General features: G+C 73.7%; 19 protein-coding genes. 7 read left to right on the forward strand and 12 right to left on the reverse strand.

All coding sequences use genetic code 11. The annotated features are described in order from the left end of the window. The first annotated feature begins 3 nt into the window (after positions 1 to 3). The 3 genes from ACSMX9_RS27570 (at position 4) to ACSMX9_RS27580 (ending at position 4,216) form a co-directional block, all read left to right on the forward strand. On the forward strand, positions 4 to 1,098 hold the full coding sequence (locus ACSMX9_RS27570; RefSeq protein ID WP_445397993.1) for a hypothetical protein: 1,095 nt from the start codon (positions 4 to 6) through the stop codon (positions 1,096 to 1,098). Positions 1,099 to 1,771: 673 nt separating this feature from the next. Continuing rightward, entirely contained in the window at positions 1,772 to 2,497 is a 726-nt protein-coding gene (locus tag ACSMX9_RS27575) for a hypothetical protein (RefSeq protein WP_445397995.1), read from the forward strand. A gap of 507 nt (positions 2,498 to 3,004) precedes the next feature. Then, positions 3,005 to 4,216 (forward strand): hypothetical protein, encoded by a 1,212-nt coding sequence (locus tag ACSMX9_RS27580; protein ID WP_445397997.1) that lies wholly within the window; start codon positions 3,005 to 3,007, stop codon positions 4,214 to 4,216. Between the two features lie 132 nt (positions 4,217 to 4,348). Here ACSMX9_RS27580 and ACSMX9_RS27585 read toward each other — a convergent pair whose 3' ends face one another. From ACSMX9_RS27585 to ACSMX9_RS27615, 7 genes are all read right to left on the reverse strand, one after another. Continuing rightward, positions 4,349 to 5,920: an ATP-binding cassette domain-containing protein gene (locus tag ACSMX9_RS27585; RefSeq protein WP_445397999.1), complete on the reverse strand. Its 1,572-nt coding sequence runs from the start codon at positions 5,918 to 5,920 to the stop codon at positions 4,349 to 4,351. Then, positions 5,917 to 7,542, reverse strand: coding sequence for an ATP-binding cassette domain-containing protein (locus ACSMX9_RS27590; protein ID WP_445398001.1), 1,626 nt, complete (start codon positions 7,540 to 7,542; stop codon positions 5,917 to 5,919). Before ACSMX9_RS27590 ends, ACSMX9_RS27585 begins: the two co-directional genes overlap by 4 nt. After that, positions 7,532 to 8,386 carry an ABC transporter ATP-binding protein gene (locus ACSMX9_RS27595; protein ID WP_445398003.1) on the reverse strand — a complete coding sequence of 285 codons (855 nt, stop codon included), beginning with the start codon at positions 8,384 to 8,386 and terminating at the stop codon, positions 7,532 to 7,534. Before ACSMX9_RS27595 ends, ACSMX9_RS27590 begins: the two co-directional genes overlap by 11 nt. Continuing rightward, complete coding sequence (locus tag ACSMX9_RS27600) at positions 8,383 to 9,462, reverse strand: FecCD family ABC transporter permease (protein WP_445398005.1); 1,080 nt, start codon at positions 9,460 to 9,462, stop codon at positions 8,383 to 8,385. The genes ACSMX9_RS27595 and ACSMX9_RS27600 overlap by 4 nt, the downstream gene beginning before the upstream one ends. Beyond that, on the reverse strand, positions 9,459 to 10,511 hold the full coding sequence (locus tag ACSMX9_RS27605) for a FecCD family ABC transporter permease (RefSeq protein ID WP_445398007.1): 1,053 nt from the start codon (positions 10,509 to 10,511) through the stop codon (positions 9,459 to 9,461). The genes ACSMX9_RS27600 and ACSMX9_RS27605 overlap by 4 nt, the downstream gene beginning before the upstream one ends. A gap of 62 nt (positions 10,512 to 10,573) precedes the next feature. Continuing rightward, positions 10,574 to 11,638 (reverse strand): ABC transporter substrate-binding protein, encoded by a 1,065-nt coding sequence (locus tag ACSMX9_RS27610; RefSeq protein ID WP_445398009.1) that lies wholly within the window; start codon positions 11,636 to 11,638, stop codon positions 10,574 to 10,576. A gap of 126 nt (positions 11,639 to 11,764) precedes the next feature. Continuing rightward, the gene (locus ACSMX9_RS27615; protein ID WP_445398011.1) at positions 11,765 to 12,592 is read right to left on the reverse strand and encodes a siderophore-interacting protein; all 828 of its coding nucleotides are present in this window, start codon (positions 12,590 to 12,592) and stop codon (positions 11,765 to 11,767) included. Positions 12,593 to 12,736: 144 nt separating this feature from the next. Between ACSMX9_RS27615 and ACSMX9_RS27620 the strand changes: the two genes are divergently transcribed. Both ACSMX9_RS27620 and ACSMX9_RS27625 read left to right on the forward strand, forming a co-directional pair. Beyond that, on the forward strand, positions 12,737 to 14,344 hold the full coding sequence (locus ACSMX9_RS27620) for a helix-turn-helix domain-containing protein (protein WP_445398013.1): 1,608 nt from the start codon (positions 12,737 to 12,739) through the stop codon (positions 14,342 to 14,344). Between the two features lie 159 nt (positions 14,345 to 14,503). After that, positions 14,504 to 14,764, forward strand: coding sequence for a hypothetical protein (locus tag ACSMX9_RS27625; RefSeq protein ID WP_445398014.1), 261 nt, complete (start codon positions 14,504 to 14,506; stop codon positions 14,762 to 14,764). Between the two features lie 121 nt (positions 14,765 to 14,885). On the opposite strand, the gene ACSMX9_RS27630 is transcribed toward ACSMX9_RS27625, so the two are convergent. The 4 genes from ACSMX9_RS27630 to ACSMX9_RS27645 form a co-directional block, all read right to left on the reverse strand. After that, a complete protein-coding gene (locus tag ACSMX9_RS27630; RefSeq protein WP_445398016.1) occupies positions 14,886 to 16,733 on the reverse strand; it encodes an acetolactate synthase large subunit in 1,848 nt (615 codons plus the stop codon). A 289-nt stretch (positions 16,734 to 17,022) separates the two neighbouring features. Further along, complete coding sequence (locus ACSMX9_RS27635; protein WP_366116605.1) at positions 17,023 to 18,240, reverse strand: MFS transporter; 1,218 nt, start codon at positions 18,238 to 18,240, stop codon at positions 17,023 to 17,025. A gap of 71 nt (positions 18,241 to 18,311) precedes the next feature. Then, positions 18,312 to 18,791 (reverse strand): RrF2 family transcriptional regulator, encoded by a 480-nt coding sequence (locus tag ACSMX9_RS27640; RefSeq protein WP_445398018.1) that lies wholly within the window; start codon positions 18,789 to 18,791, stop codon positions 18,312 to 18,314. A gap of 130 nt (positions 18,792 to 18,921) precedes the next feature. Further along, positions 18,922 to 19,902 carry an NADPH:quinone reductase gene (locus ACSMX9_RS27645; protein ID WP_445398020.1) on the reverse strand — a complete coding sequence of 327 codons (981 nt, stop codon included), beginning with the start codon at positions 19,900 to 19,902 and terminating at the stop codon, positions 18,922 to 18,924. Between the two features lie 261 nt (positions 19,903 to 20,163). On the opposite strand from ACSMX9_RS27645, the gene ACSMX9_RS27650 reads away from it, so the two are divergent. Continuing rightward, positions 20,164 to 21,399, forward strand: a complete 1,236-nt coding sequence (locus ACSMX9_RS27650) for an IS701 family transposase (protein WP_445398022.1) — start codon at positions 20,164 to 20,166, stop codon at positions 21,397 to 21,399. 52 nt (positions 21,400 to 21,451) lie between these two features. Here ACSMX9_RS27650 and ACSMX9_RS27655 read toward each other — a convergent pair whose 3' ends face one another. Next, on the reverse strand, positions 21,452 to 23,392 hold the full coding sequence (locus tag ACSMX9_RS27655; RefSeq protein WP_445398024.1) for a helix-turn-helix domain-containing protein: 1,941 nt from the start codon (positions 23,390 to 23,392) through the stop codon (positions 21,452 to 21,454). A 256-nt stretch (positions 23,393 to 23,648) separates the two neighbouring features. Here ACSMX9_RS27655 and ACSMX9_RS27660 point away from each other — a divergent pair, with 256 nt between their 5' ends. Continuing rightward, complete coding sequence (locus tag ACSMX9_RS27660; RefSeq protein ID WP_445398026.1) at positions 23,649 to 24,380, forward strand: methyltransferase domain-containing protein; 732 nt, start codon at positions 23,649 to 23,651, stop codon at positions 24,378 to 24,380. Positions 24,381 to 24,456: the final 76 nt, after the last annotated feature.

Raw genomic sequence — 24,456 nt, forward strand, 5'->3', positions numbered from 1 at the left:
GACATGCACCTCCGGTGTGCGAAGGCCGCACAGGACGTACCCGAGCCCGTCCTCCACCCGGTCACCACTCCGCACCCAGGAGGAATCATCAACACGGCCGCCAGCTGGAACGACATCCTCGTCCGCGACAACTTCCCGGACGTGGGACAGACCCCGACGTCCAACCCCGTCTGGGAGTCCCCGGACATCATCCCCTTCGGCAGCGACATCCTCGACTTCGACCTGCTGGAGTCCAGCTACGGCGGTCCCGACCTCGGCGTGGGCCATCCCGTCGTGCACGGGGCGCTGAACCGCATCTACGTCCGGGGCAGGAACCTGAGGACCGGCTGCCCCGCCTCCGGCAACGTCAGGCTGTACTACGCCCCCGGAGGGCTGCTCCTGGACCCGCGGGCGTGGACCCCGATCCCCGCGGAGGGCGGTGGCACCACCGTGCCGTTCACCGTCCGGGGCGGCGGGCGGGAGGTGCCCCCCGGGCAGATCTGCGTCAGCAGGTCCGCCTTCGTCTGGCCGAGCGAGGTGCCGCCGGGCCACTACTGCATGATCGCCACCGTGGACACGCCCGCCCACCCCGTGCCGCCCCAACTGCCCACGTTCAGTTCGCTCGTCGACTACCTGAACTGGGTCAGGTACAACCCCAACGTCGGCTGGCGCAACATCGACGTCATCCCGTGCCAGCGAACCCGGTACGTCCTCTCCGACCTGGCCGTCGTCAACCTGAACGACACTCCGACCCGGTTCGTCTTCGGGGTCTCCGGAACGGATCTGCCCGCCGGCACCGCGACCTTCTCCAACACCGACCAGCAGGCGCCGTTCAGCCTGACGGCCCAGGTCTATGCCCCCGGTACGGACGAGGGGTACACGCGCTCCGTCCTCCTGCCCGCCAACTACTCCGGCACGGTGACGGTCGTGGTCCAGTTCGACCAACCCCTCCCGTGCGACGCCCGGCTCGTCCTGCGGGCCTACAACCCCGTGACCAGGAACGCCGGAACGCGCGAACGGCGACTGGCCGTCCCCCTCACCGGCGTGCCCCAGACCGCGGACGCCCTGTTCCTCGAACTCGGCGCGTACACCTTCGTCGCCGCATCGGGCAGCCCGTGACGTGAGCGGCCGCCGGTGCCCGCCCCGAGCGCCGGGCCGATCGGCCGTCGGCGAGGAAGGCGGGGGCGCGTCGGCGGCGATGCGGTCGAGGGTGGTGAGCCGGGTGAACTGGCCGTTGCCACCGAGGCCGACCGAACCGGTGCGGCAGCGCAGCAACTGCATACCGGTGTTGGAGGCGGCGAACTCCACCTCCTGCACCCGGATCAGCAGGCGCGCGTGGGCCTTGGCGAGCCGTCCCCGGTGGGGGCGGGGGGCGTCGGTGTTCCGCATGCGGACGCCGATCTGCACGCCGCCGGTCTCCGGGTCGGCGAAGCCGCCCGGGCCGCTGACCCGGTCGAGCGCATCGGGTGAGACCTGTGCCGTCGGCGTCGACGACGCAGACGATCACCCGGTCGCGGTCGGCGCCGTGGAGTTCGGCGCCGAGCGCGGCTCCCCTGCCGGTCCGGGCGTCGGGGAGACGACGGGAGACCAGACGGACCCCGGGTCCCGGTCGGCCGGACGGGCCGCGATCGAGGCTCGGACCGCCCGGGTCGGGGAGCCGGACCGTGCTGCGGTGATCCGGGCGCCCCCCCCGTCGGCGCGCTCCGCCGCACGGGTGAACGCGGCGTCCCGCGTCTTGATCCTTCTGGTGGGATCGGGCCCGGAGCACACGGTCCGTTCGGAAGGGTCCTGCATGCCTCACGGTCAGCACCACCACGTCCGCGTCATCTGTCCGCCGGCGGTCGCGACGCTCGGCACCGACGCCCACCTCTCCGGGGACCGGCGGCTGTCCTCGCTCGGGCCGGGGGAGGTGTTCATGATGGGCGACAACGAGGCCCTTCCCGCCATGCCCGAACGGCCCACCCTCGCCGACTTCTTCCGGCTGCGGCTCGCGCTCGATCCCTTCACCGCCCGGCACATGCTGCACAGCGCGCACAGGGCCCGGCAGCAGGGGATGAGCGAGAAGGTGGTGCTGGCCTGCCTCCTCCACGACATCTCCATCGGCTGCCTGGTGCGGAGCCAGCACGGGCACTGGGGTGCCCAACTCGTCGGCCCCTACGTGGACGAGGAGGTCGCCTGGGCCATCCGTCAACACGAGGTCCTGCGCTACTTCCCCGACGAGAGCGTGGGCTACGGCTACCCGGAAGCGTACGTGGACTTCTTCGGCGCCGACTACCGGCCTCCCGCTCACACCCGGCTCGCCTACCTCGAAGCCCGCAACCACCGCTGGTACATGTCCGCCCGGGTGGTCACCCTCAACGACGTGTACGACTTCGACCCCGAGGAGCACGTGGAGTTCGAGGACTTCGAGGACGTGGTGGGCCGCAACTTCCGCCAGCCCGCGCAGGGCTTGGGCTTCGACGGGTCCCCGGTGGCCCACATGTGGCGCACCATGATCTGGCCGAACAACTTCCTCTGAGGTCCCGGTCCGCCGTCGGGGTGACGGGTGCGGCGGAACGGAAGCCGGCCGCCGCCCACACCGTCAGGTCGCCGGGGAAGGGTGCGTGGGCCATCGACGGCTCCCGCTCGGATCGGGGGGATGCGTCCCCGCCGGGGTGAAGGGCGCTGCTGCCGGGGCGGGTCCTCGCGGGCGGTGGCCGGAATTCTCCGCAGTCCCCCACTGCCCGCGGGCGGACGGGGACGCCCGCCGCTCGTGGGCCGTGACCATCGCCGCGGGACGGAAGCACTGCTGGGGCGCCCTCGCCCGGAAGTCGGGTGCCGATGTGTCGGGGGAGGCGTCGAGCGACGGAGGGGGCGACCCGAGGCGAACGTGCGTGCGCATCCGGCCGTTTCGGAGATCGGGCTGCCAACAGCCAGTCAGAGAAGGAAACTTGAGCGCCGGCTTGGGCTCCTCGTTGGCCTGGAACGAACGCAGTACCCATGCATGTGCACGTCTCTGTCGTCGAAGAGATCAGGAGTGCCCGAAATGACCCGTGTGCACGCTCCCCGATCCGTCCCCCTCGCCGCAGCGGCAACGGCCCTGCTCCTCCTGGGCTCCGCACCCGTCGCGGTGGCCGAACCCTCCGAACGACCGCTGACCTCGCGGCTCCTCCCGATCCCGCCGGGCGGCCTCCACAGCTTCGTCAAGGACCTCAACGGCAGGGGCACGATCGTCGGCGAGTACTACACCGAGGGTTCCACCGGACCGCTCGCGATCCGGTGGAACGCGAGACGCCCCGGCTACACCCGGCTGGCGCCGCTACCCGGTGCGCAGTTCAGCACCGCGACCGCGCTCAGCGACCGCGGATGGGCGGTCGGCCTGTCCTACGACGACCTGGCCGACTCCCACCCCGTCCGCTGGACGCCGGGCGCCGCCCCGACGCGGCTGACGCTTCCCGACCGGGCGCGCGGCGGCAAGGCGTCGGCCGTCAACGACTCCGGGACGGTGGCCGGTGAGGCGTCCGCAGGGAACGACCGCTCGCTTCCGCTGCGCTGGCAGCCCGACGGCAGCAGGACCGACCTGCCCGTGCTGCCCGGCGACGACAGCGGCACTGCGAAGTCGATCAACAACGCGGGCACGGCGGTCGGGTGGACCGAGAAGCGCGACGGCACCGACGCACCCGCGCACCCCGTGCGCTGGAACGCGGCGGGCGCCGTCAGCGCGCTGCCCCTCCCGGCGGGCTTCGTCGGGGCCCGGACGAGCCGGATCACCGACAACGGGGTGATCCTCGGCCACGGGCGGCTGGCCGGAAGCACCACGTACGACCGGGTCCTGGTGTGGGCGGCCGACGGCACCGTCCGCGATGCCGGGCCCGGGCGGGGCTATGACGTCAACCGGGCGGGTACCGCCGTGGGCGCCTCCCTGGAGGACGACCCGAACGGCGACACGGCCCGCTGGAACGCGGACGGCACCCGGACCGTGCTCCCCAACCCGGCGGAAGCGGCCGGGGAAGTGCTGGCGATCAACAACCGGGGTGCGGCCGTGGGGTACGCGTGGCCGCCGGCCGGTAACCCCGCCTTGGACAAGGCCCTGTTGTGGAAGCCGGACGGCACCGTCGTCCCGCTGCCGCCCTCGCCCCTCGGGCCCTACGCCGCGGCGTTCGCGATCAACGACGCCGGACTGATCGCCGGATTCGCCGTGGGCACCGACGGCGCGGACAAGGCGACGACCTGGCGTGCGACCGTCTGGAAGCGCTGACGTCCGCCGCCCGACGGGACCCCTGGTGGGGGGCGGCTCCCACGGCTGGGGCTCCGCGGCGCCGGGCCGCGGAGCCCCGGCCCTGCCGGGGTCAGCTCCGGGCCGTCGACGGCGGTTCTCGCCCCCGTCGCGTCACGCCCGGGGGGCACGCCCGGGCAGGGTGATCACCTCCGTGGCGTCCCAGAGCTCGGCGTGCCGGTGGGTGACCGCGACGATCGTGCCGGGCCGTTGCCGTAGCGCCGCCACGACCTGCCGTTCCGTCGTCGCGTCGAGGGCCGACGTCGCTTCGTCGAGGATGAGGACCGGTGCGTCCTTCAGGAGCGCGCGCGCCAGGGCGACGCGTTGGCGCTCCCCGCCGGAGAGCGCGTTCCCGTGGTGTCCGGCCTGCTGGTGGATGCCGTCCGGGGACCGGCTGACGACGGCGTCCAACCGTGCCGTGCGGGCGGCTTCGAGGACGTCGTCGTCGGTGGCCGAGGGATCGCCGAGCCGGATGTTCTCGGCGAGGGTGCCGTCGAACACGATCGGTTCCTGGGGGACGTAGGCGAAGTGCGCGGCGAGGTCCTCGTCACGCAGCTCCGTCAGGGGGGTTCCGCCCAGGGTCACCCGTCCCTCTTCGGGGTCGTCGAAGCGCATGAGCAGCTGGAGCAGGGTGCTCTTGCCGCTTCCCGTGGGGCCGGTGACGAGCACCCGGGCCCCTTCGGGGATCACGGCGGAGACCTCACGGAGCACGGGCGGGTGCGAGACCTGCGCGAGTTCCAGCCGGTGCCCGTTGCCCGGGGCGCTCCGCGCGGGCTGCGGCAGCGCGGGCGCGGTGACCACCGCGCCGTACTGCCGGACCGTGGTGCGCAGGTCGTTCACCGCCGGGCCGGCGAGAGCGAGCGCCTCCAGCGGTGCCGCGGCCCGTCCGGTCAGGACGAGGAGGGCGAGCGCCGCCGCGGGGTCCTCGATTCCCGTGACCGCGAGGAGCACGACCACTCCGGCGAGCGGAAGGGCGCCGGCGAGGCCGGAGACGAGGCCCGCCGGTGCGGCGGCGTCGTTGGTGCGCGAGAGAGCGGCCCCCTGGGCCCTCCAGGCGGCCGTGAGGCGGGCCGCCGCCCGGTCGGGGCCCGCGGCCGTCCGGAGCAGTTCGAGGTGGTCGACGAATTCCAACGACGCTGCGGCTGCCGTCTGTTCGGCCTCGCCCCGGGCGGCGTCCGCGCGGGCCAGGGCCCGCTGGGCCACGCTCTGCGCGAGGAAGGAGACCACCAGGAGCGCACCCACGAAGAGCATCGAGGACGGCCCGTTGACGATCCCGATGCCGACGAGCAGCAGCAAGGGGATCAGCGGCGACAGGACGAAGGTCTGCAACTGGTGGGCGGGCACGCTCATGAGCGTCGGGACGGCACGTCCGGCGACGGTCCCGACCAGCGCACGGTTGGCCTCCGTGAACCAGGAGAGCTTGGTCCGCGCGAACGCGGTGCCGAGCGCGTCGTAGAGGTCGCCCGCGAGTCGGGCGCCGGTGAGGTAGCCGCTGCGTGAGACCAGCACGGTCGTCGCCACGGCCGCTCCCGCCGCGCCGAGCACGGGTCCGGGCGGCAGTCCGTGCGCGAGGGCCGCGGCGAGCGCGGTGTACGCGACGGCTTCGGCGACGGCGACGAGCGCCCAGCCGAGGGAGATCCGCGTCAGCCGCCGCTTCGCCGCGGCGGGGAGCAGGGGGGCGGTCATCGCCTTCCTCCGGTCGTCGTGAGGTGCCCCTCGGCGAGGGTGAGGTGTTCGTCCGCGGCCGCGGCCAGTGTGAGGTCGTGCGTGACGATGACCAGCGTCTTCCCCTCGGCGGCGAGCAGGCGCAGCTCTGCCACGGCCCGGGCGGCCGTCGGTTCGTCCAGTGCGCTGGTGGGTTCGTCGAGGAGGATCACGGGCGCGTCGGTGAGGAAGGCCCGTGCCAGTGCGAGGCGCTGCCTCTCGCCGCCGGAGAGGTTCGTCGTCTCCGCCCCGGGCGGGACGTCGAGTTGGGCCCGCCGCAGTGCCTCGGCGAGGTCCCGGTCGGCCGCGTCGGGGGCGGAGAGGCGGAGGGTGTCGCGGACCGTCCCGGGCAGTGCGTCGCCGCCCTGCGGCACGAGGAGGACCGGCCCCGACGGGGCGGAGACGGGTGACTGCGGGGCCGGGGCGGACGGAAGGACCACCCTCCCCGCCCTCGCCGGTTCGAGTCCGGCGATGACCCGGAGGAGCGTCGTCTTGCCGCTGCCGCTGGGCCCGGTGACGGAGGTGAGCGTCGCCGGCGCGAAGGTGTGCGTCGCCTCGTGGACGAGGACGTGCTCCGGACTCCCCACCGTGAGGCGTTCCAGGGACGTCCCGGTGGACGTCCCCCCGGTGTCGGCCCGCTGCGGAAAGGGCGTGACGACGGGTTCCCGCAACACCTCGGCGATGCGGTCGGCGGCGGCCCGGCCCGCGCGGACGTAGTCCAGCCCGTGCCCGAGGCGTAGCGCCGGGGTGACGGTGGCCAGGCCGAACAGCAGCATCACGGCGAGCGTTGCGGGTTCCCGTCCGTGGCCGACCGCGTAGGCGACGGCGTAGGTCGCGGCCGCCTGGAGCAGTGCGCCCGCGACGGCGGCGAGCGTGGCGACCCGCCCCACCCAGCGGACCATTGCGGTGGTGAAGCGTCGGGTGGCCGCGGCGTAGCGGGCCGCTGCGCCTCCCTGGGAACCGTAGACGCGGGAGATCCGTATGCCGCGGGCGTGGTCGTCGACCGCGGTGACGACCTCGCTCATCACCCGGGCGCTCTCGGCGCCGTGGCGGGCGGAGGTCCGGGGCACCACGAGCAGGTGGTAGCAGGCGGCGAGCAGCCCCGGGACGAGGGCGAGCAGCGCGGCCGGCCCCGCGACGGCGAGGACGACGACCGTGCTCGCCAGGGGGACGACCGCGAGCGCCGCGATCTCGGCGGGCAGGTGGGCGACGGCGTGGTGGAGTGCCGCGATGTCGTCGGAGACCAGGCGGCGCAGCGCGTCACCGCCGCGCCGGGCCAGCGCACTCGCCGGCATCCGCACCAGGTGTCCCGCGACCTCGTGCCGCAGACGTTCCGCGACCCGTGCTTCGCCGCGGTGAGCGGTCCACGAGGACACCGCCGACAGCAGGCTGCCGGCGAGCCACGCGGCACCGGCGCGCACGGCGTGCACGGGCTCCGGGTCGGTGAGGAGCCGGGTCGTGAACCAGAGCGCACCGAGCCCGCAGAGCCCGGAGACGGCGGCGGCGAACGAGGCGAGACCGAGGGCCGGGAGGCTGGGGAGCAGCGCCCGGACGAGGGGCGAACGCCCGGTCGGCGCTGCCCGGGAGTCGTGTTCAGGCGTCATGGGGGGCCTTCCGTCGAGTGGTGCGGTCGCGTCCGATCGGAACGACCTGGGGGGTGCCGGCGACGGGGTCGGGGACGACGAGGCACCGCAGCCCGAAGACCTCCCGGACCAGTTCCGCGGTGACCACGTCGGACGGGGGCCCCTCGGCCACGACGGCGCCGTCCTTCATCGCGATCAGGTGCGTCGCGTACCGCGCCGCCTGGTTGAGGTCGTGGAGCACCGCGACGAGGGTGCGACCGGCCAGGTGCAGGTCGGTGAAGAGTTCGAGCAACTCGATCTGGTGGGTGAGGTCGAGGAAGGTCGTAGGCTCGTCGAGGAGGAGGATGTCGGTCTGCTGGGCGAGCGCCATCGCCACCCAGACGCGCTGGCGTTGCCCGCCCGACAACTCGTCGACCAGGCGTGCGGACAGGTCCTGGACGCCGGTCGCGGCCATCGCGTCCGCGACGGTCCGCTGGTCGTCGTCGGTCCATTGCCGGATGAGCTTCTGGTACGGGTGGCGACCGCGGGCCACGAGGTCGGCGACGCGGATGCCGTCGGGGGCGAGCGAGGACTGCGGAAGGAGCCCGAGCCGGCGGGCGACGTCCTTGGCCTTGTAGGAGTGGATGTCCTGGCCGTCGAGCACGATCCGCCCCTGGGAGGGGCGCAGGAGTCTGGAGAGCCCGCGCAGCAAGGTTGACTTCCCGCACGCGTTGGGGCCGACGACGACCGTGAACGATCCGTCCGGGATCGCCACGGACAGCCCTGCATTGACGGGGCGTTCGTCGTACCCGATGGTCACGTCCTCGGCGCGGAGCCGGGAAGGCCCCGGCGGGCGCACGGGGGTTTCGGGGTCGGAGGGGCTCATGTGTTCCGTCTCGTTTCGCGGATCAGCAGCCGGATCAGGTAGAGCCCGCCGAAGCAGACGGTGATCAGGCCGACGGGCACGGGTCGGTACGCCTGCGCGATCGCCAGCGACGAGGCGTGGGCGAGGGCGACGAGCGCGGCTCCCATGAACGCGGCGGAGGCGACCGTCACCCCCGGGGTGCGGGTCAGCCGGCGTGCGAGTTGCGGCGCGGCGAGCGCGACGAACCCGATCGGTCCGGCAGCCGCGGTCACCAGCGCGGTCGTGGCGACGCCCACGATCAGGAGCACCGGTCGGGCGCGGGCCGCGCGGACCCCTTGGGCGAGCGCCGCGTCGTCCCCCAACTCCAGTTGCCGCAGTGCCGGCGCGAGGGCGATGACGCATCCCAGGACGAGCGCCCCGCCGATCAGGGAGGGGATCAGCGCGGCCCATCCCACGCGGCTCAGCGAGCCCGCCGCCCAGAAGCCGACGCTCATGGCGTCGTTGATGTCGGCACGGGTGACGAGGTAGGCGTTGATCGATCCGAGCATGGCCGAGACGGCGACACCGACGATGATCAGCCGGAACCCCTGCACGCCTCGCCGATGGGCGAGCAGGTAGACCGCGCCCGCGGTGAGGAGACCTCCTGCGAGCGCCGCCGTGGCCACCGACCAGTGCCGGTGGGAGCCGAGGAGCAGCATCGTGATGACGACGCCCGTGTAGGAGCCGGCGTCGAAGCCGATCACGTCCGGCGATCCGAGGGGGTTGCGGGTGAGGGACTGGAAGACCGCCCCGCCGATCCCCAGCAGTGCACCGAAGAGGACCGCGCCGATCGCCATCGGCAGTCGCCACTCGGTCACGATCATCCGGTGGAAGTCGTCGCCCCGGCCGGTGAGCGCCCGCACCACCTGGGCGGGGGTGAGTGGGTAGTCGCCGAAGCCGAGGGCCAGTCCCGCGGCGCCGAGCGCGATCGCCGTGAGCAGCGCGTTGACCGCGAGGCTCCGGACGCTGAGGCGGGCCGCCACCAGGCGTCCGACGCGGAGGTGGACGTGCCGGTAGCCGAAGTCGATCGGTTCCGGTCGGGAGGGGGAGCGGTTCACAGGCCGGCCGCCTTCCTGCGACGTACGAGTGCGATGAGCACGGGTCCGCCGACCAGTGCCGTCAGCACGCCCGCCTCGATCTCTCCGGGGCGGGCGACGAGGCGTCCGGTCACATCGGCGACGAGGACGACGGTCGGGGAGGCCAGGACGGTGTACGCGATGATCCACCGCTGGTCAGGTCCGGTGAACCAGCGCACCACGTGCGGGACCATCAGCCCGATGAACGCGATCCCTCCGGTGAGGGCGGTGGCCCCGCCGGCGAGCAGCGTGACCGCGGCGATCCCGGCGATGCGGGTGCGGGTGACGCCGGCGCCCAGAGACGCCGCCTGGTCGTCGCCGAGGGCGACGGCGTTCAACGCTCCGCCCAGGCAACAGGCGATCACCAGCCCGACGAGGACGAACGGCAGCACGGAGAGCGTGTCGGCGATCGAGGTGCGGGCGAGCGATCCGAGGCCCCAGTTGCGGAAGGCCCGGAAGGTCTCCTCGTCCATCAACATCACGAACGTCGAGAACGCCGTCAGCACCGCGGCCAGGGCCACACCGGCGAGCACGAGCGTGACCGGCGAGGCGGCACCCCGTCCGGCGGAGCCGATGGCGTAGACCGCCGCCGTGGCGAGGACCGCACCCAGGAAGGAGAACCACACGTACCCGGTGACGCCCGACACCCCGAACAGGCCCACGCCGATGGTGATGGCGAACCCCGCTCCGGCGTTCACGCCCAGGATGCCCGGGTCGGCGAGGGGGTTGCGGGTGATCGCCTGGATCAGCGCTCCCGCGACTCCGAAGGCGATGCCCGCGACGACGCCGACCAGGGTGCGGGGCACCCGCAGGGTCCAGACGATCGACGCCGCCTCGGACCCGTCGGGACGGAACACGTTCCGCCACACGTCCCGCAGCGGGAGCGGATTCGTTCCGAAGCTCACGCTCAACGCCAGCACGCAGGCCAGCAGGCACGTCAGCGCCACCAGTCCGAGCAGCCGCCGGGTGTGCGGGAGCCGCTCCGTGCGTTCCGGTCCCGGGGGGCCGGAGCGCGTCGCATCGGTGGTCATGGTTCTCCTCGATCGGACGGACGCGGGGCGCGGCACGGCCCGCGCCCCGCCCGTGCGGGGTGTCAGAGGGCGTCGGCCACGAGGGGGACGAGGTGCTCGGCCGCCCACTTGTTCCCGATCGGTCCGCCGCTGCTGATCGCCCACAGCAGGTCACCGCCGTCGTCCGTCTTCGGGGGGAGTTGGACGAAGTTCCCCGAGGAGACGGCGCCGAGGTTGCGGAACAGGTCGCGGCCGGTCAGCTCCCGCATCTCCGCGTCGCGTGCGGCGGCGCTCTGACCGAGCAGCAGCACATCGGCGTCGATCTTCGACAGCAGTTCGTCGCTCACCGTGGCTTCGCGGGCGAACTCCCGTGCCGCCGGGTTCTTGGCGAAGCCCAGCTCGGCCAGGAACGCCTCGGGCGCGGAACCGGGCCGGGAGAGGTACTGGAGCCCGTTGGCGGAGCCGTAGTTGATCGCCCAGGTCGCGGTGAGTCCGTCGAACTCGGGGTGCTTCTCGCGCACCTTCGCGAAGTGCTTCTCGTGGTCGTCGACCACGGCCTTCGCGGCATCGGCGAGATCGAGTGCCTCGCCGAGCACCCGGACCGAGTCCTGCCAGGGGATGAGCAGTTGCGAGGCGGTGTCCGGACTGGTCACGACCGGGGCGATGGTGGCCAGCCGGTCGTAGTGGTCGGCGAGCTTCACCCCGCCGAGGCCGTCCGTCCAGCCGACGGCGACGATCAGGTCCGGCTTGCTCGCGGCGACGGCTTCCACCGGCACCTTCTCGCCCATCACGAACTCGTAGGTCGCGAGGTGTTCCGCGCCGTGCTCGTCGAGGTATCCGCCCTCGTCGACGAGACCGGAGCTGAGCACGGGCGTCACGCCGAGCGCGAGGAGCAACTCGGTGTCGATCGCGTTCGGGACGACCGCCGCGATCCGTTCGGGGCGCTTCTCCAGCACGGTCTCGCCGAACGGCGACTTGAGGGTCAGAGGGTAGGAGGTGCGCCCCTCGGCGGCCGGTAGCCGGCTCGGCCCCTCGCTGGTCGCGGTCTTCTGGGGGGACGCGGTGGACGAGCATCCGGTCAGTGCGAGGGCCGCGGCCAGCGCCGCGCCGATCAAACCGGTGATGCTGCTGCGTCGGGTGATGTTCATGAGTGCCGTTCTTGTGCTTCTCGGGACGGGGAGGGACGGAACAGGGCAGGGCGGGGCGCGCCCGGCGACCGGTGGGGGAGGGACCGGAGCGGGCGAGGGGAGGGCAGGGGTTCCCGGTGCGGGGCGTCAGGACCGGTCGGTGCCGGTGGCCCCGCGCTTCCAGTAGCCCGTGAAGTCGATCGCGGACGCGGGCATCCGACGCTCGTGGACGAGGTGCCGACGGATCCGCTGGACCTCCGACTGCTCACCGGCCAGCCAGGCGAACCACGCGCCGTCCGCCCAGGTCGTCGCGCGGACGGCGGCCAGCAGCGCGCCGGGGCGCGGGGGAGCGGACGCCCGCGGCAGCCAGGTGACCTCGACTCCCGCGGGACCGCGCAGTTCCAGCGCGTGCGCGGCGTGCTCGACGTCGATCAGCACCCGTCCGAGGGCGTCGTCCGGAAGCTCCTCCAGCAGACGCGCGATGGCGGGGACCGCCGTGTCGTCGCCCGCGACCAGCAGCCGGTCGGTGCCCACCGGGAGCCCCCGCGTCCTGCCGGGACCGGCGATGTGCATCCGGTCCCCCGGCGCCGCCGTCCGGACCCAGTTCGAGGCGACGCCCTCGCCGTGGAGCACGACGTCGACGTCCAGCTCACCTCCGTGCGGGTCGTGGCGGCGCACCGTGTAGGCGCGGGCGATCGGGCGGCGTCCTTCCGCGAACGTGACCCGTCCGTCCTCGATCACGGGCAGGACGGGCTCGCTCTCGCCCGGGTACGGGAACAGCAGTCGGACGTCGTCGTCGAAACCCGGCGACCTGAACGCCGGCCACCGCGTTCCGTCCGCGGAGGTGAACGCGCCCAGCTGGTCACCGGTCAGGGTCACCCGCCGCATCCCCGCCGTGACCTCGACGATCCGGGCGACGGCCAGTTCCCGCAGGGCCACGGGGAACACGGTCAGCGGGCGCGCGGGAAGGGACACGGAAGGACTCCTCGAAGAACGGGACGGGGCCGGGGAACAGGGCGTCAGATCGCCACAGGGGCCACTTAAGTAAGGCTAACCTTGCTTTTCGGTCATTGGTTATCCTGAGGCGCACGATCCATGGACTGACAGGGAGGGGGTGGCGTGGCCGCACGCCCACGGCTCCCGAGCGTGCCCATCCCGGAGGTCCCGGCCGCCCGCGCCACCTCACCGGGGAACGCGCGGGAGCCCGCCCTGCTCTGGATGCACACCGGAACCGCCCGCGTACGGACGGCGACCGAGCGGCACCGCCTCACCAGGGGCCAGGGCCTCTGGGTCCCCGCCGGCCTGCCCTACGAGATCGAGGTCGAGCCGGGATCCCTCGCGCTTCCGATCTTCCCCGCCGCACGCTCCCGGTCGACCGTGATCAACCGTCCCCTCCGCGTCGACTTCCCGGACAACTGGTCGGACTGGCTCACCCACCAGTTCGCCCGCAGCCTCGGCTACCTCCGCGGTGCCGCGGACGACAGCGGGCTGCTCGACCTCCTCGCCCGCGCACGACCGGCTGACGCGGCGCGCGAGCACCGGAGCCCGCTCCCCACCCCGCCGCTGCCCGTGTCGCCCGAAGCCCTCACCGTCGCACGGACGCTGCTCCAGAACCCGAGCCATGGAACGGGGGTCGACGAGCTGGCCCGGTCGGTCAGCATCGGCGTCCGCACCCTCCAGCAGCAGTTCCTGAAGGAGACCGGACTGCCCTTCGCCCGGTGGCGCACCGCGGCCCGGGTGGCCGCCGCGGCGAGCTACCTCGACCTGGGCCACGGCGTCGGCTGGACCGGCAGACAGGTCGGCTTCGCCACCCCCGCGGGGTTCACGAAGGCGTTCCGCGCGCACACCGGAGTGACTCCCCGCGCGTACGGGCAAGGGCGCCGCACCGGTCCGCCAGCGAACCGGCCGCTCCCGAGCGCCCTCGAAGCGCAGCTCGACGCCCATGCGCACGGCGGTGCGGAGGGCGGGGAGACCGGTGAGCCGCCGTCGATCCCGGCGTCGCGGACCTGGAACCGGATCAGCGACTTCCACGTGCTCGTCTGGGTCCACCGGGGCACCGCGCGGCTCGTCGTCGGGGGCCGACGGCACCGACTGCGGCAGGGCGACGTCGCCTGGCTCCCGGCGGGGGTGCGCAACAGCATCACGCTGCCGCGCGACGCCCTCCTGCTCCCGCTCGGCTCCCGTCCCGGGTCCTCGGCCGCCCCGCCGGAGCACGCCCTGGTGCAGGGCTTCCCGCCGCGGGCCGAGGGCTTCCTCCTGCACACGGCCGTCGCCAACTACAGTTTCCTCCGCCCCGAGGGGCACGACCCCAACGCCGTCACCCGACGCTTCCTCGAACTCTCCTCCACGCCCGACCTCCCTGCTGCCGCCGGCGGAACGGTCGCCTCCGCCGTCACCCGGATCGTCGAGGGGTTCCGACGCGATCCCGCGAGCCGTCGCACCCTCGTCCAGTGGGCCACCGAACTGGACGTGGACGCGCGGACCCTCGGACGCGACTTCCTCGACGCCACCGGTCAGACCTACGCGCAGTGGCGGACCCAACTCCGCATGACCCTGGCGCGCCAGTACCTCGAAGAGGGCATGACGGTCGGTCGAGCCGCACGAACCCTCGGCTACGCGGACGCCTCCGCCCTCACCCGGGTCTTCACCCGCGCCCACGGGATGTCGCCGCGCGAGTACCGACGGACCGGCTGGCAGCACACCGAGGAGGAACTCATCCTCCGTTAGGTCCTCCGCGCGGATCGGTGCGGGTGCCGTGGCCGGGGCGGGCCGCCCGGCCGCGCGGCGGGGGAGCGCCCCGCCCCCGCCTCCCCGCAGGTGGGTTCCCCGCGGCACCGAGGAGCCAGGCGCGAATGAACCGTTCCGCGGAGGAGACCCTCCGCGGAAGTGGTCGACGCTCTGGAACGACGAGCCCTCGCGGACCGGACGGAGGCCCTGCCGGCCCTCCGTCCGGTCCGCGCCCTCCTCGCCAACGACGAGGCGGAGATCGCCGTCGACTACCTCGTCAGCACGCTCAACGCGTTCCGGCTCGCCCTGCGGCAGGACGAGTACGGGTGCCTCGTCACGGCAGCCGGCCTGCCGGACCAGGCGGACACCGTGACCGACATCGATCCCCGGTTGCTCCGCTCCGCCTCCGAAGGACGCTGACCGTCCGATCCCGGTGCCGGAGGGGTCGGACCGTCACCGGGGGCGAACCCGGTGTCCGACCCGTGCGCGTCCGGTCGGACCCCTGCCACGGCCGGGGCCGGACGCCCCCGCTCCCGGCGGCTCACTCCAGGGCGTCACCGAAGTCGGGGCGCATCCCGAGTGCGAACTGGATCTCGTCGTTGCTCGTCCCGGCCGCCACCATCGGCCAGACCATCGCGTCCTGGTGCACGACGAAGTCGACCACCACCGGCCGGTCGTTCACCGCGTTGGCCCGCTCGATGACCGCGTCCAGGTCCTCCGGCCGTTCGCACCGCAGCCCCAGACACCCCATCGCTTCGGCGAGCAGGACGAAGTCCGGGACCCGGGTGCCCGGCTCCGCGCCGGGCCCGGCAGGCTGAGCGTGCAGCGTGGTCTGGGAGTAGCGCTGCTCGTAGAAGAGGGTCTGCCACTGGCGGACCATGCCGAGGGCGCCGTTGTTGATGATGGCGACCTTGATCGGGATGTTGTTCAGCGCGCAGGTGACCAGTTCCTGGTTGGTCATCTGGAAGCACCCGTCGCCGTCGATGGCCCACACGGTGCGGTCGGGCCGGCCGACCCGCGCGCCCATCGCCGCGGGCACCGCGTACCCCATCGTCCCGGCGCCGCCGGAGTTCAGCCAGCGGCCCGGCTCCTCGAAGCGGATGAACTGGCTGGCCCACATCTGGTGTTGGCCGACGCCCGCGGTGAAGATCGTTCCGGGCGGGGCGAGGCGGCCCACCCGCTCGATCACCTGCTGCGGGGCCAGCCGGCCCGCCGGGGCGGGAACGTATCCGAGGGGGTAGCGGGTCCGCCAGTCCTCCAACCGGTCCCACCAGCCGTCGTAGTCGCCCCGGTTGCCGGCCTCGTGCTCGGCCCGGACGGCGGCGACCAACTCCTGGAGCACCTCGCGGACGTCCCCGACGATCGGCACGTCCACGGCCCGGATCTTGCCGATCTCGGCCGGGTCGACGTCGACGTGGACGACCTTCGCCTCCGGCGCGAACCCGTCCGGCCTCCCGGTGACGCGGTCGTCGAAGCGGGCGCCGAGGGCGATGATGAGATCGGACTTCTGGAGCGCGGTGACCGCGGTGACCGTGCCGTGCATGCCGGGCATTCCCAGGTGCCGCGGATGGCTGTCGGGGAAGGCGCCGAGTGCCATCAGGGTGGTGGTGACCGGTGCCCCGGTCAGCTCCACCAGGGTCATCAACTCCCGTGCGGCGCCCGCCTTGACGACGCCGCCGCCGACGTAGAGGACGGGCCGTGCGGCTTCGGCGAGCAGCCGTGCGGCCTCCCGGACCTGCTTTGCGTGCGGACGGGGCACCGGGCGGTAGCCGGGCAGCGCGGGGGTGACGGAGCGGGCCCGGGTACGGCCCTGGAGGGCGTCCTTGGTGATGTCGACGAGGACCGGGCCGGGGCGGCCGGAGGCCGCGATGTGGAACGCCTCGGCGATGACCCGGGGGATGTCGTCCGGCTCGGTGACGAGGTAGTTGTGCTTGGTGATGGGGACCGTGATGCCGCAGATGTCCGCCTCCTGGAAGGCGTCGGTCCCGATCATCGCCGAGGGCACCTGCCCGGTGACGGCCACGATCGGCACCGAGTCCATGTAGGCGTCGGCGATGGGGGTGACGAGGTTGGTGGCGCCGGGACCCGACGTGGCCATGCAGACCCCGACCCGGCCGGTGGCCTGGGCGTAGCCGGTGGCGGCGTGGCCGGCGCCCTGCTCGTGCCGGACCAGCACGTGACGCAGCCGGGTGGAGTCCATCAGCGGGTCGTACGCGGGGAGGACCGCTCCGCCGGGGATGCCGAAGACGGTGTCCACCCCCTCGTCCTCCAGGGCGCGGATGAGTGCCTGCGCCCCGGTGGGGCCGGTGGCGTCGGCGGGGTCCGGTGCCGGTGGCGGAGGGACGTCCGTCCCGGCCTCCCAGCCCAGCTCCATCGCGTAGTCGGTCATGGGACACCTCTCGGTTTTCGTCGACGTGGGGCTCCCGCGCCGGGGGCGGGGAGGAGCCGGGCCGAGGGGCCGCTTCGGTACGCGGCGCCCCGGGGTGCCGGGCTGGGTGTCGGGAACACCGGGCAGCAGGGTCTCTCTCCGCGCCGGTCGCCGGTCGTCGCGCGCTGAGGGGTGGTTCAGCGGGTGGTGCGACGTCGTACCGTCTGGAAGCGCGGCCCGGACGACGGTCCTCCGGTCCGCGGGGGATTCGCTCGGCCCGTCCCGGGACGGGCCGGGGCCGGTTCGCGCCTCAGCCGCCCTGGGCGGGGGCCCGCGCGGTGGCGAGGAGGAAGAGCAGGGCCACGGCGGCGATGGCCGCGCCGGCGCCGTAGACGGTGGCCGCGCCGGCCCCGAGGGCGGCGCCTCCGATCGCGGTGCCGAGGCCGATGCCCAGGTAGATCGAGGAGGAGTTGAGGGAGACCACCAGGGGCGCCTCCTGGGGGGCCACCTCGATCAGCCGGTGCTGCTGCGGGGGCGTCTGGCACCAACTGCTGGCGCCCCAGAGCAGCACCAGCAGCCCCACCAGCGGGCGTACCTCGGCACCGACCGCGGCGAGCCAGGCCAGCAGCCCCAGTGCCGCGACCATGGTGACGTACCCGGTGGTGAGCACCCGGCGGGAGCCCCAGCGGTCGGTGGCGTACCCGGAGGCCAGGTTGCCGAGGACGGCGCCGAATCCGTAGAGGAAGAGCATCCAGAGGACGGCGCTCTCCGGTACGCCCACCGCCTCCAGGACGGGCACGCTGTAGGCGTAGGCGGTGTAGCAGGCGCCCATGCCGAGCACGCTCAGCGGGAGGACGGCGAGGACGGCGGGTCGGCGCAGCACGGAGAGCCGGGTCCGCAGCGGCACCCGCTCGTTGCCCGGCACCCAGGGCATCGTCAGCCGCAGGACCACCGCGATGAGCAGGCAGAGCCCGGCCACCAGGGCGAGTGCGGTGCGCCAGCCGAACCAGTTGCTGGCGGCATTGCCGAGGGGCACGCCGAGCGCGGTGGCGACGGTGAGGCCCCCGACCACCACGGCGAGGGCCCGGGCCCGTAGTTCGGGACGGACCAGGGAGGCGCTCACGGCCCCGGCGTTGGGGGTGTACGCGGCGGCGCCGGCGGCGGCGAGGACCCGACTGACCAGCATGACCGTCATGTCGGGCGCGATGGCCGAGCCGAGGTTCGCGAGCCCCAGGACGATCAGGGAGCCGATCAGGACGGTACGGCGCGGAAGGCGGGCGAGGAGGGTGGCCAGGATCGGGGAGAGCACGGCGTAGGCGGCGGCGAAGACGGTGATCGACTGGCCCGCCGTGGCCTTCGACACCTCCAGGTCGGCGGCCATCTCGGGGAGGAAGCCGGCCACGACGAAGGCGTCGGTGCCGACGGCGAAGGTCCCCAGGGCGAGGACGAGGGTGGACGACAGTCCGCCCTGGGGTGGTGCCTGGCCGTGGGTGGTGGACCGCCCCACCGGAATCGAGACATTGGACATCCGGATTCTCCTCGTGGTTCTGCGCGTGTTGGTGGGTGGTGCGCGAGCGCCGGCCCCTCGTGGCCGGTGGCTCAGCCGGTCATGCGTCCGTAGTGGCGCCGGGTGCGGTCGGCCGCCCCGGGGGGTGCGGCGGCCATCAGATCGGCCACCGTCTGTTCGGCGAGCGCGCGGCGCCAGGCCAGCTCGGCCCGTCGCATCGCGGTGGCGACCCCGCAGGGCTGCCGGAACTCCCGCTCCGGCGCCTCGCGGCCTTGGGCCCGCTGTCGGATCTCGGTGCAGCGGAACATGTCGTCCTTGCCCTCGATGGCGGCGACCACGTCCATCAGCGAGATGCTCTCCGGCGGTCGTGCCAACCGGAATCCGCCCCGGGCGCCGGGGGTGCTGCTGAGGATGCCGGCCCGCACCAGCGTCTGGAGACGCTTGTGCAGATAGGCCGGCGGCAGGTCGAACCAGGTCGCCAACCGTCGGGTCGGCACCGGCTCCTCGTCACCGAGCCAGGCCAGGGTGAGGCAGCAGTGCAGGCCCCACTCGACTCCTTCGCCCATCCGCATAACCAGGACCATACACGTCCGGGTTCCCGTTGGTCGGCGGGAGCGCGGGTGAGGGCCGGAAAGAGCCGGAACCGGCAGCTCCTGACCCGCCCTGACGGGACGTCGGACGCCGCGGGGGTCGGGCGCGCGGTCAGCTCCCCGGGCGCAACACCACCCGCCTGCCGTGCAGTTCGCCGCGTTCCAGCCGGGCGTGGGTCTCGGCCGTCGCACTCAGGGGGAGCACCTCCGTCGCCCGGGGGCGCAGCCGCCCCGTCGCGACCAACCGGTTGATGTCGGTCGCGGCCTCGGCCAACTCCGCGGTCGTCGCGTGGGAGATCACGAACCCGACGATCGAACAGTCCTTCATGTAGAGCGGGCCCACCGGGAGCACCGGTCGGGCGCGGGCGCCGGCCAGCAGCACGATCCGCCCGCGCGGTGCGAGCAGCTCGACGGCGCTCGTCAGGTCGTTCGTGCCGGACGTGTCGAGGTGGAGGTCGACCCCCGACGGGCAGGCCGCCGCGAGCCGCGCCGACAGGTGCGGATCGCGGTAGTCGAACGCCTCGGCGGCGCCCAGGTCCCGGCAGTGGTCGAGATCGCGGGCGGCGGCCGTGGCCAGCACCCGGGCCCCGGCGTCGACGGCCAGGACGACCATCGCCGACCCGACGTTCCCGCCGGCGCCGGCCACCCACACCGTTTCGCCGGCCCGGAGCCGGCCGTGGGTGAAGAGGGCCAGCCGGGCGGTGGCCGCCGGATGCACGACGGCCACGGCGTCCTCGACCGGCACCCCGGAGGGGAGGGGGTAGAGACGGTCGGCGGCGACCACCGCCCGCTCGGCGGCAGCGCCCTGGCGGCCCCCGTGCCCCAGGCTGTTGGTCCAGACCCGGTCCCCGACGCTGAAGCCGCACGCCCCGGGGCCGACCCGGGTCACCGTGCCCACCAGGTCGCGTCCCACGACGAACGGGAGCGGAAGCGGGGTGGGGAACAGGCCGGACCGGACGAAGGTGTCCACCGGGTTGACCGTGGTGGCCAGGGTGTCGACCAGGACGTCGGTCGGTCCCGGCACCGGGACGGGGAGTTCGCCGTAGCGGATGTTCTCCGGCGGGCCGGGCTGCTCGATGAAGGCTGCTCGCATGGGTACGGAGTCTGGCACCGGGCCCGCGGCGGATGCATGCGGGAACGGCCTGGTCCGTCAACTCGGCCCCTGATGGCCCCGGCACCCCACCACCGGGTGGACCCCGGCCGCGTCCGGGCGGCCCGCCCGCCCCCTTGGTGGTCACGCCATCGATCACCCGCGGCAGCCGTGTGCTCTGTCCACCTGGGCCCGACCGGAGGGGACTGTCTAAGGTCATCTCACCGTTGCCAGGTCCGCACCGCTTTCAGTTGGGGGATCTCGATGAGCGACTTGTCCCTGTGCGTAGGGGATGCACGGCCGCCCGGTCCGACGCCGGTGGACGCGGACTTCCACGACGTCGTCCTCACCGAGCTGAGCTCGGTCCTGTTCGCGTCGTTGCCCCGGGTGGACCAGCGCCGCAAGGGCGTGGAGTACCTGCGAGGGCTGCTGGACGCCGAGGGCCGCAAGTCGATCCGCAACATCGCTCGACTGGTCGGGGGACAGACGACGGAACAGAACCTGCACCACTTCATCAGCAGTTCCACCTGGGACTGGGCGCCCGTGCGCGCCGTGCTGGCGGGCCACGTCACCGCCGCGGTGCCGCCGCAGGCGTGGGTGGCGCGGCACACGGTCATCCCGAAGGCCGGGGAACACTCGGTCGGTGTCGACCGCTGCTTCATCTCCTCCCTCGGACAGGTGCTCAACGCCCAGCAGGCGGTGGGGGTCTGGTCCGCTTCGGACGCGGTGAGCATGCCGGTCAACTGGCGGCTCCACCTCTCCCAGGCATGGCTCGACGACGTGCCGCGCCGTAGCCAGGCGTCCATCCCCGCGGACGTGCACGCCCGCACGCTCGGGGACTGCGCGGTGGAGGCGGCGCTGGAACTGACCTCGGACTGGCGACTGCCGGTCCGGCCCGTGGTCACGGACGTGCGCGAGTTCGACGGGATGAAGGCGGCCCGACGGTTGCGGGCGGCGGGCGTCCCGTTCGTCCTCCGGGTCAACAGCACGCTGCCGCTCCGCCCCGTCGACGCGGCCCCGGCCCGACCCGGCCCCCAGGCCCTGCCCGCGCACCGGATCGTCGGCGCGTCCCGGGCCCTGTGCCGCCCGGTCGTCTGGACCGACCACGGGCTCGACGCCTCGCCCCGCACCGCACTGGTCGCCGCCGTGCGGGTCCGTCTCCCCGAGACGCCGACCTTCGGACGGCGGCCCCGACGCCGGGACGCCGGCGCGGACGAGGACCTGCTGCTGCTCGGCGCGGGGGCCCCGGGGTGCCGCTGGCCCCAGGAACTGTGGCTGGCCGACGTGCCCGACGCGTCGCCCGGGGCGCTGTTCCGACTGAGCCGGTTGACCGGCCGGGTCGAACGGGACTTCGAGGAGATCGCGGACCGCACCGGCATCCGCGACTACACCGGCCGGTCGTTCAACGGCTGGCACCGACACGTCACCCTGGCCTCCGCCGCGCACGCCGTCGCGGCCCTGGCCGAAGCGGGGCACCGGCCGCTGTGCCGGGCGGGGTGAGCCCCGCCCGCCACCGGAGCGGGAAGCCCTGCCCCGAGGGGGCGTGCCGCGGTCACGGTGCCCGTCCCGGCGCCGACTCCTCGCCCATCAGGACGTCCCGCACCCGGGCGAGCCGGAGGGCGAGCTGCACCTCCAGGGCGTTCCCGGGCTCCTGCCAGTCGGGGCCGAGCAACTCGCCGATCCGCTCCAGCCGCCGGGCGACGGTGTTCGGATGGACGTGCAGCCGCTGGGCGGCGCGGGTCGGGCTGCCACCGGTCCCGAAGTAGACGTCCAGCGTGCGGCACAGCTCGGTGAGGCGCTGTCGGTCGTAGTCGAGCACCGGGCCGAGGACCGAGTCCACGAACGACCGCACGTCCCGGTTGTCCGCGAGCAGCACCCCGAGGAAGCCCAGTTCGTGGGTGGAGGCGGAGCGTCCGGTGGTGCCGAGCGCGGTCATCGCGTCCAGGCAGCGCAACGCCTCCTGGTGGCAGTGGAGGACGGAGGCGGCGTCCGAGACCGGACCGGCGCCGGCCACCGTCACGTCCTCGCCGAGCAGGGGGGTCAGCTCGTCGAGGACGGCGCGTGCGGTGGCGGCGGCGTCCGCGCCGGGCAGCAGCAGGACCACCGCACCGCCGTGGCTGGCGCGGAGCCCGTTGAGCCGCTGGGCCAGGCCCGAGACCAGGAAGCTGGCCCGACCGCAGGCCCCGCCCTCGGGACGGGCGACCACCACCACGTGCGGGGTGCTCAGGTCGATGCCGATCCGGCGGGCGCGCTCGGTCAACTGCTGCGGCGGTCGAGGGGGGTTGGTGAGGAGGTCCTCCAGGAGTTCGTCGTACGCCCGGCCCTGGGAGACGCTGGCCCGCCCGGTCCGCAGCAGGTGCACCGCCACCGCCTGGGCGACCAGCCGCAGCAGTTCCTCGATCTCCTCCCGGCGGCGCGAGCCGGGCTGGGCCGCGAGCGTGCCCAGGACCTCGCCCCCGCCGGTGACCGGCATGGCCCACACCCCGTTCGGAGCCCGGACCGGACGGTGGGCGGCGTGCGCTTCGGTCAGCGCCGCTCCCACGCGGTCCTCCGCCCCCGAACCGGGGAACGTGCCGGTACCGGCCAGGACGGTGCCGTCGACGGCGTGGATCCGTAAGGAACCGCCCAGGCAGCGGGCAGCGGCGACGGTGAGCGCCTTGGGGTCGGTCTCCGACAACGCCTGTTCGATCAGGTCGGTGTGGGCGCGCCGTTGCTCGCGCAGCAGCGCCAGCGACTCGGCGTACCTGCCCACTTCCCCGCGCAGCGTCCGCACCGTGGCGCGGGCCTCGTCGAGGTGGCGGGCGCGTTCGATGGCCAGGCCGGCCAGCTCGCCGAGCGCGCTCGCGGTCGATATCTCCTCCCGGGTGTAGTGGCGGACGTCCCGGTCGGCGATGTAGAGCGCGCCGAACGGTCGGGTCCCGTGACTCAGCGGGACCGCCATGACCGCGCGCAGGCCCTCCGCTTGGACCACCTGGTCGATGTCCGTGCTGTGCCGGATCCTGACGTCATCGAGGTAGTCCGGGGTCCAGACGGGTGCCGAACTGGCCACGGCCACATGGCCGAGCCCCGCCTCGCCGGTCAGTCGCAGACCGACGTTGAGCGCCGAGACGTGCCCGTCCGAGGCCCGGACGCGGAAGACGCCCTCCTCCGCGTCGGGGAAGCTGATGTAGGCCATGTCCGCGCCGAGCAGCAGCCGGGTCCGCCGGGTGACCATCTTGAGCAGCTCGTCGAGCCCGTCCGGGGCGACGAGGTCCCGGGCGGTGTCGAGCAGCGCGGAGAGGCCCGCTTCGCGCTGCTGGCGCTGTCGGTGCCGGGCGTGGACGTCCAGTCCGAGCCGTACCGCCCGCTCCAGGTGGGCCAGTTCGGTGCCGGCGGCACCGCTGCGACGGGCCTCCTCCGACAACGACTCGATGGAGGCCGCCGGCGCTTCCTCGGCCAACAGCCCCAGTACGGTCAGCGCGTCCGGCCGGTTCCCGGCTTCCCGTAGCGCCATGTCCCACCCCGCCTCAGTCCGTGGCAGTCGCCCCTGGCAGCGCATATGCCATGTCGATCGAAGTATTTACCATGTAACACTCCGTCAGGAAGCGTGGATCCACGCTCTGGACGGTGGTCGGCCCACTGCTGGAAGCGGTTCGATGTGGTGCCGGCCCACCTTCCCGCACGTCGGGGGCCCCGAGGAGGATGGTCCGGGCGCGGAAACGGCGGTCGGGCCGCCCGGCCGGACGAGGACGGGGACGGCGGCGAACGGCATGGAGGCCATACAGGACTACCGACGCTCCCTGGCGCGCAGCCGATGGGCCCTCACCCACGCGGGCCGGCCGGACACCTTCCAGCTCTGCGGCTCCACCTGGGACCTCCTCCCCGGAGTCTTCGCCCCGGTCTACTCGCCCACCACCGGGTTCTCCCTGCGCCTGCTCGGCCTCGACGACCCCCGGCCGGGCTCCCGTTCCGGTTCGCTGTTGGAGATCGGCTGCGGCACCGGCGTCATCGCGGTGGCCGGGGCACTGGCCGGACACGACCGGGTGGTGGCCGTCGACATCAACGAGGCAGCCGTGCGCAACGCCGCGCTGAACGCCGAACGCCACGGGGTCGCCGACCGCGTCCGCGCCGTCCACAGCGACCTCTTCGACGCCCTGCCGCCCGGGGAACGCTTCGACACGATCTTCTGGCACTCCAACTACGTCCTGGCGCCCGCGGACTACCGGTACGCGTCGATGCACGAACGCGGCTACGTCGACCCCGGATACGCCGCCCACCGGCGCTTCCTCGCCCAGGCGCCCCAACGGCTCGCCCCCGGCGGCACCGTACTGCTGCACTTCAGTGCCCGGGGCGATCTGGACGCCCTGCGCCGGATCGCCGCCGAGTGCGGACGGGCGCTGCGGCCGGTGCGCCGGGCCGTCTTCCAGGAGGGCGCCCACGCGATCGAGCACCTGCTCGTCGAGGTGACCACGGCCGCGCCACCGCACCCCACCGGCGGCTGACGGGCTCGGCGCGCACCTCCCGCCATCGGCCCGTCGCCTTCCGTGACCGCCGGGAGGACGTGGTCCGTCCCGCCCC

The organism is Streptomyces sp. LE64 (assembly GCF_052606915.1).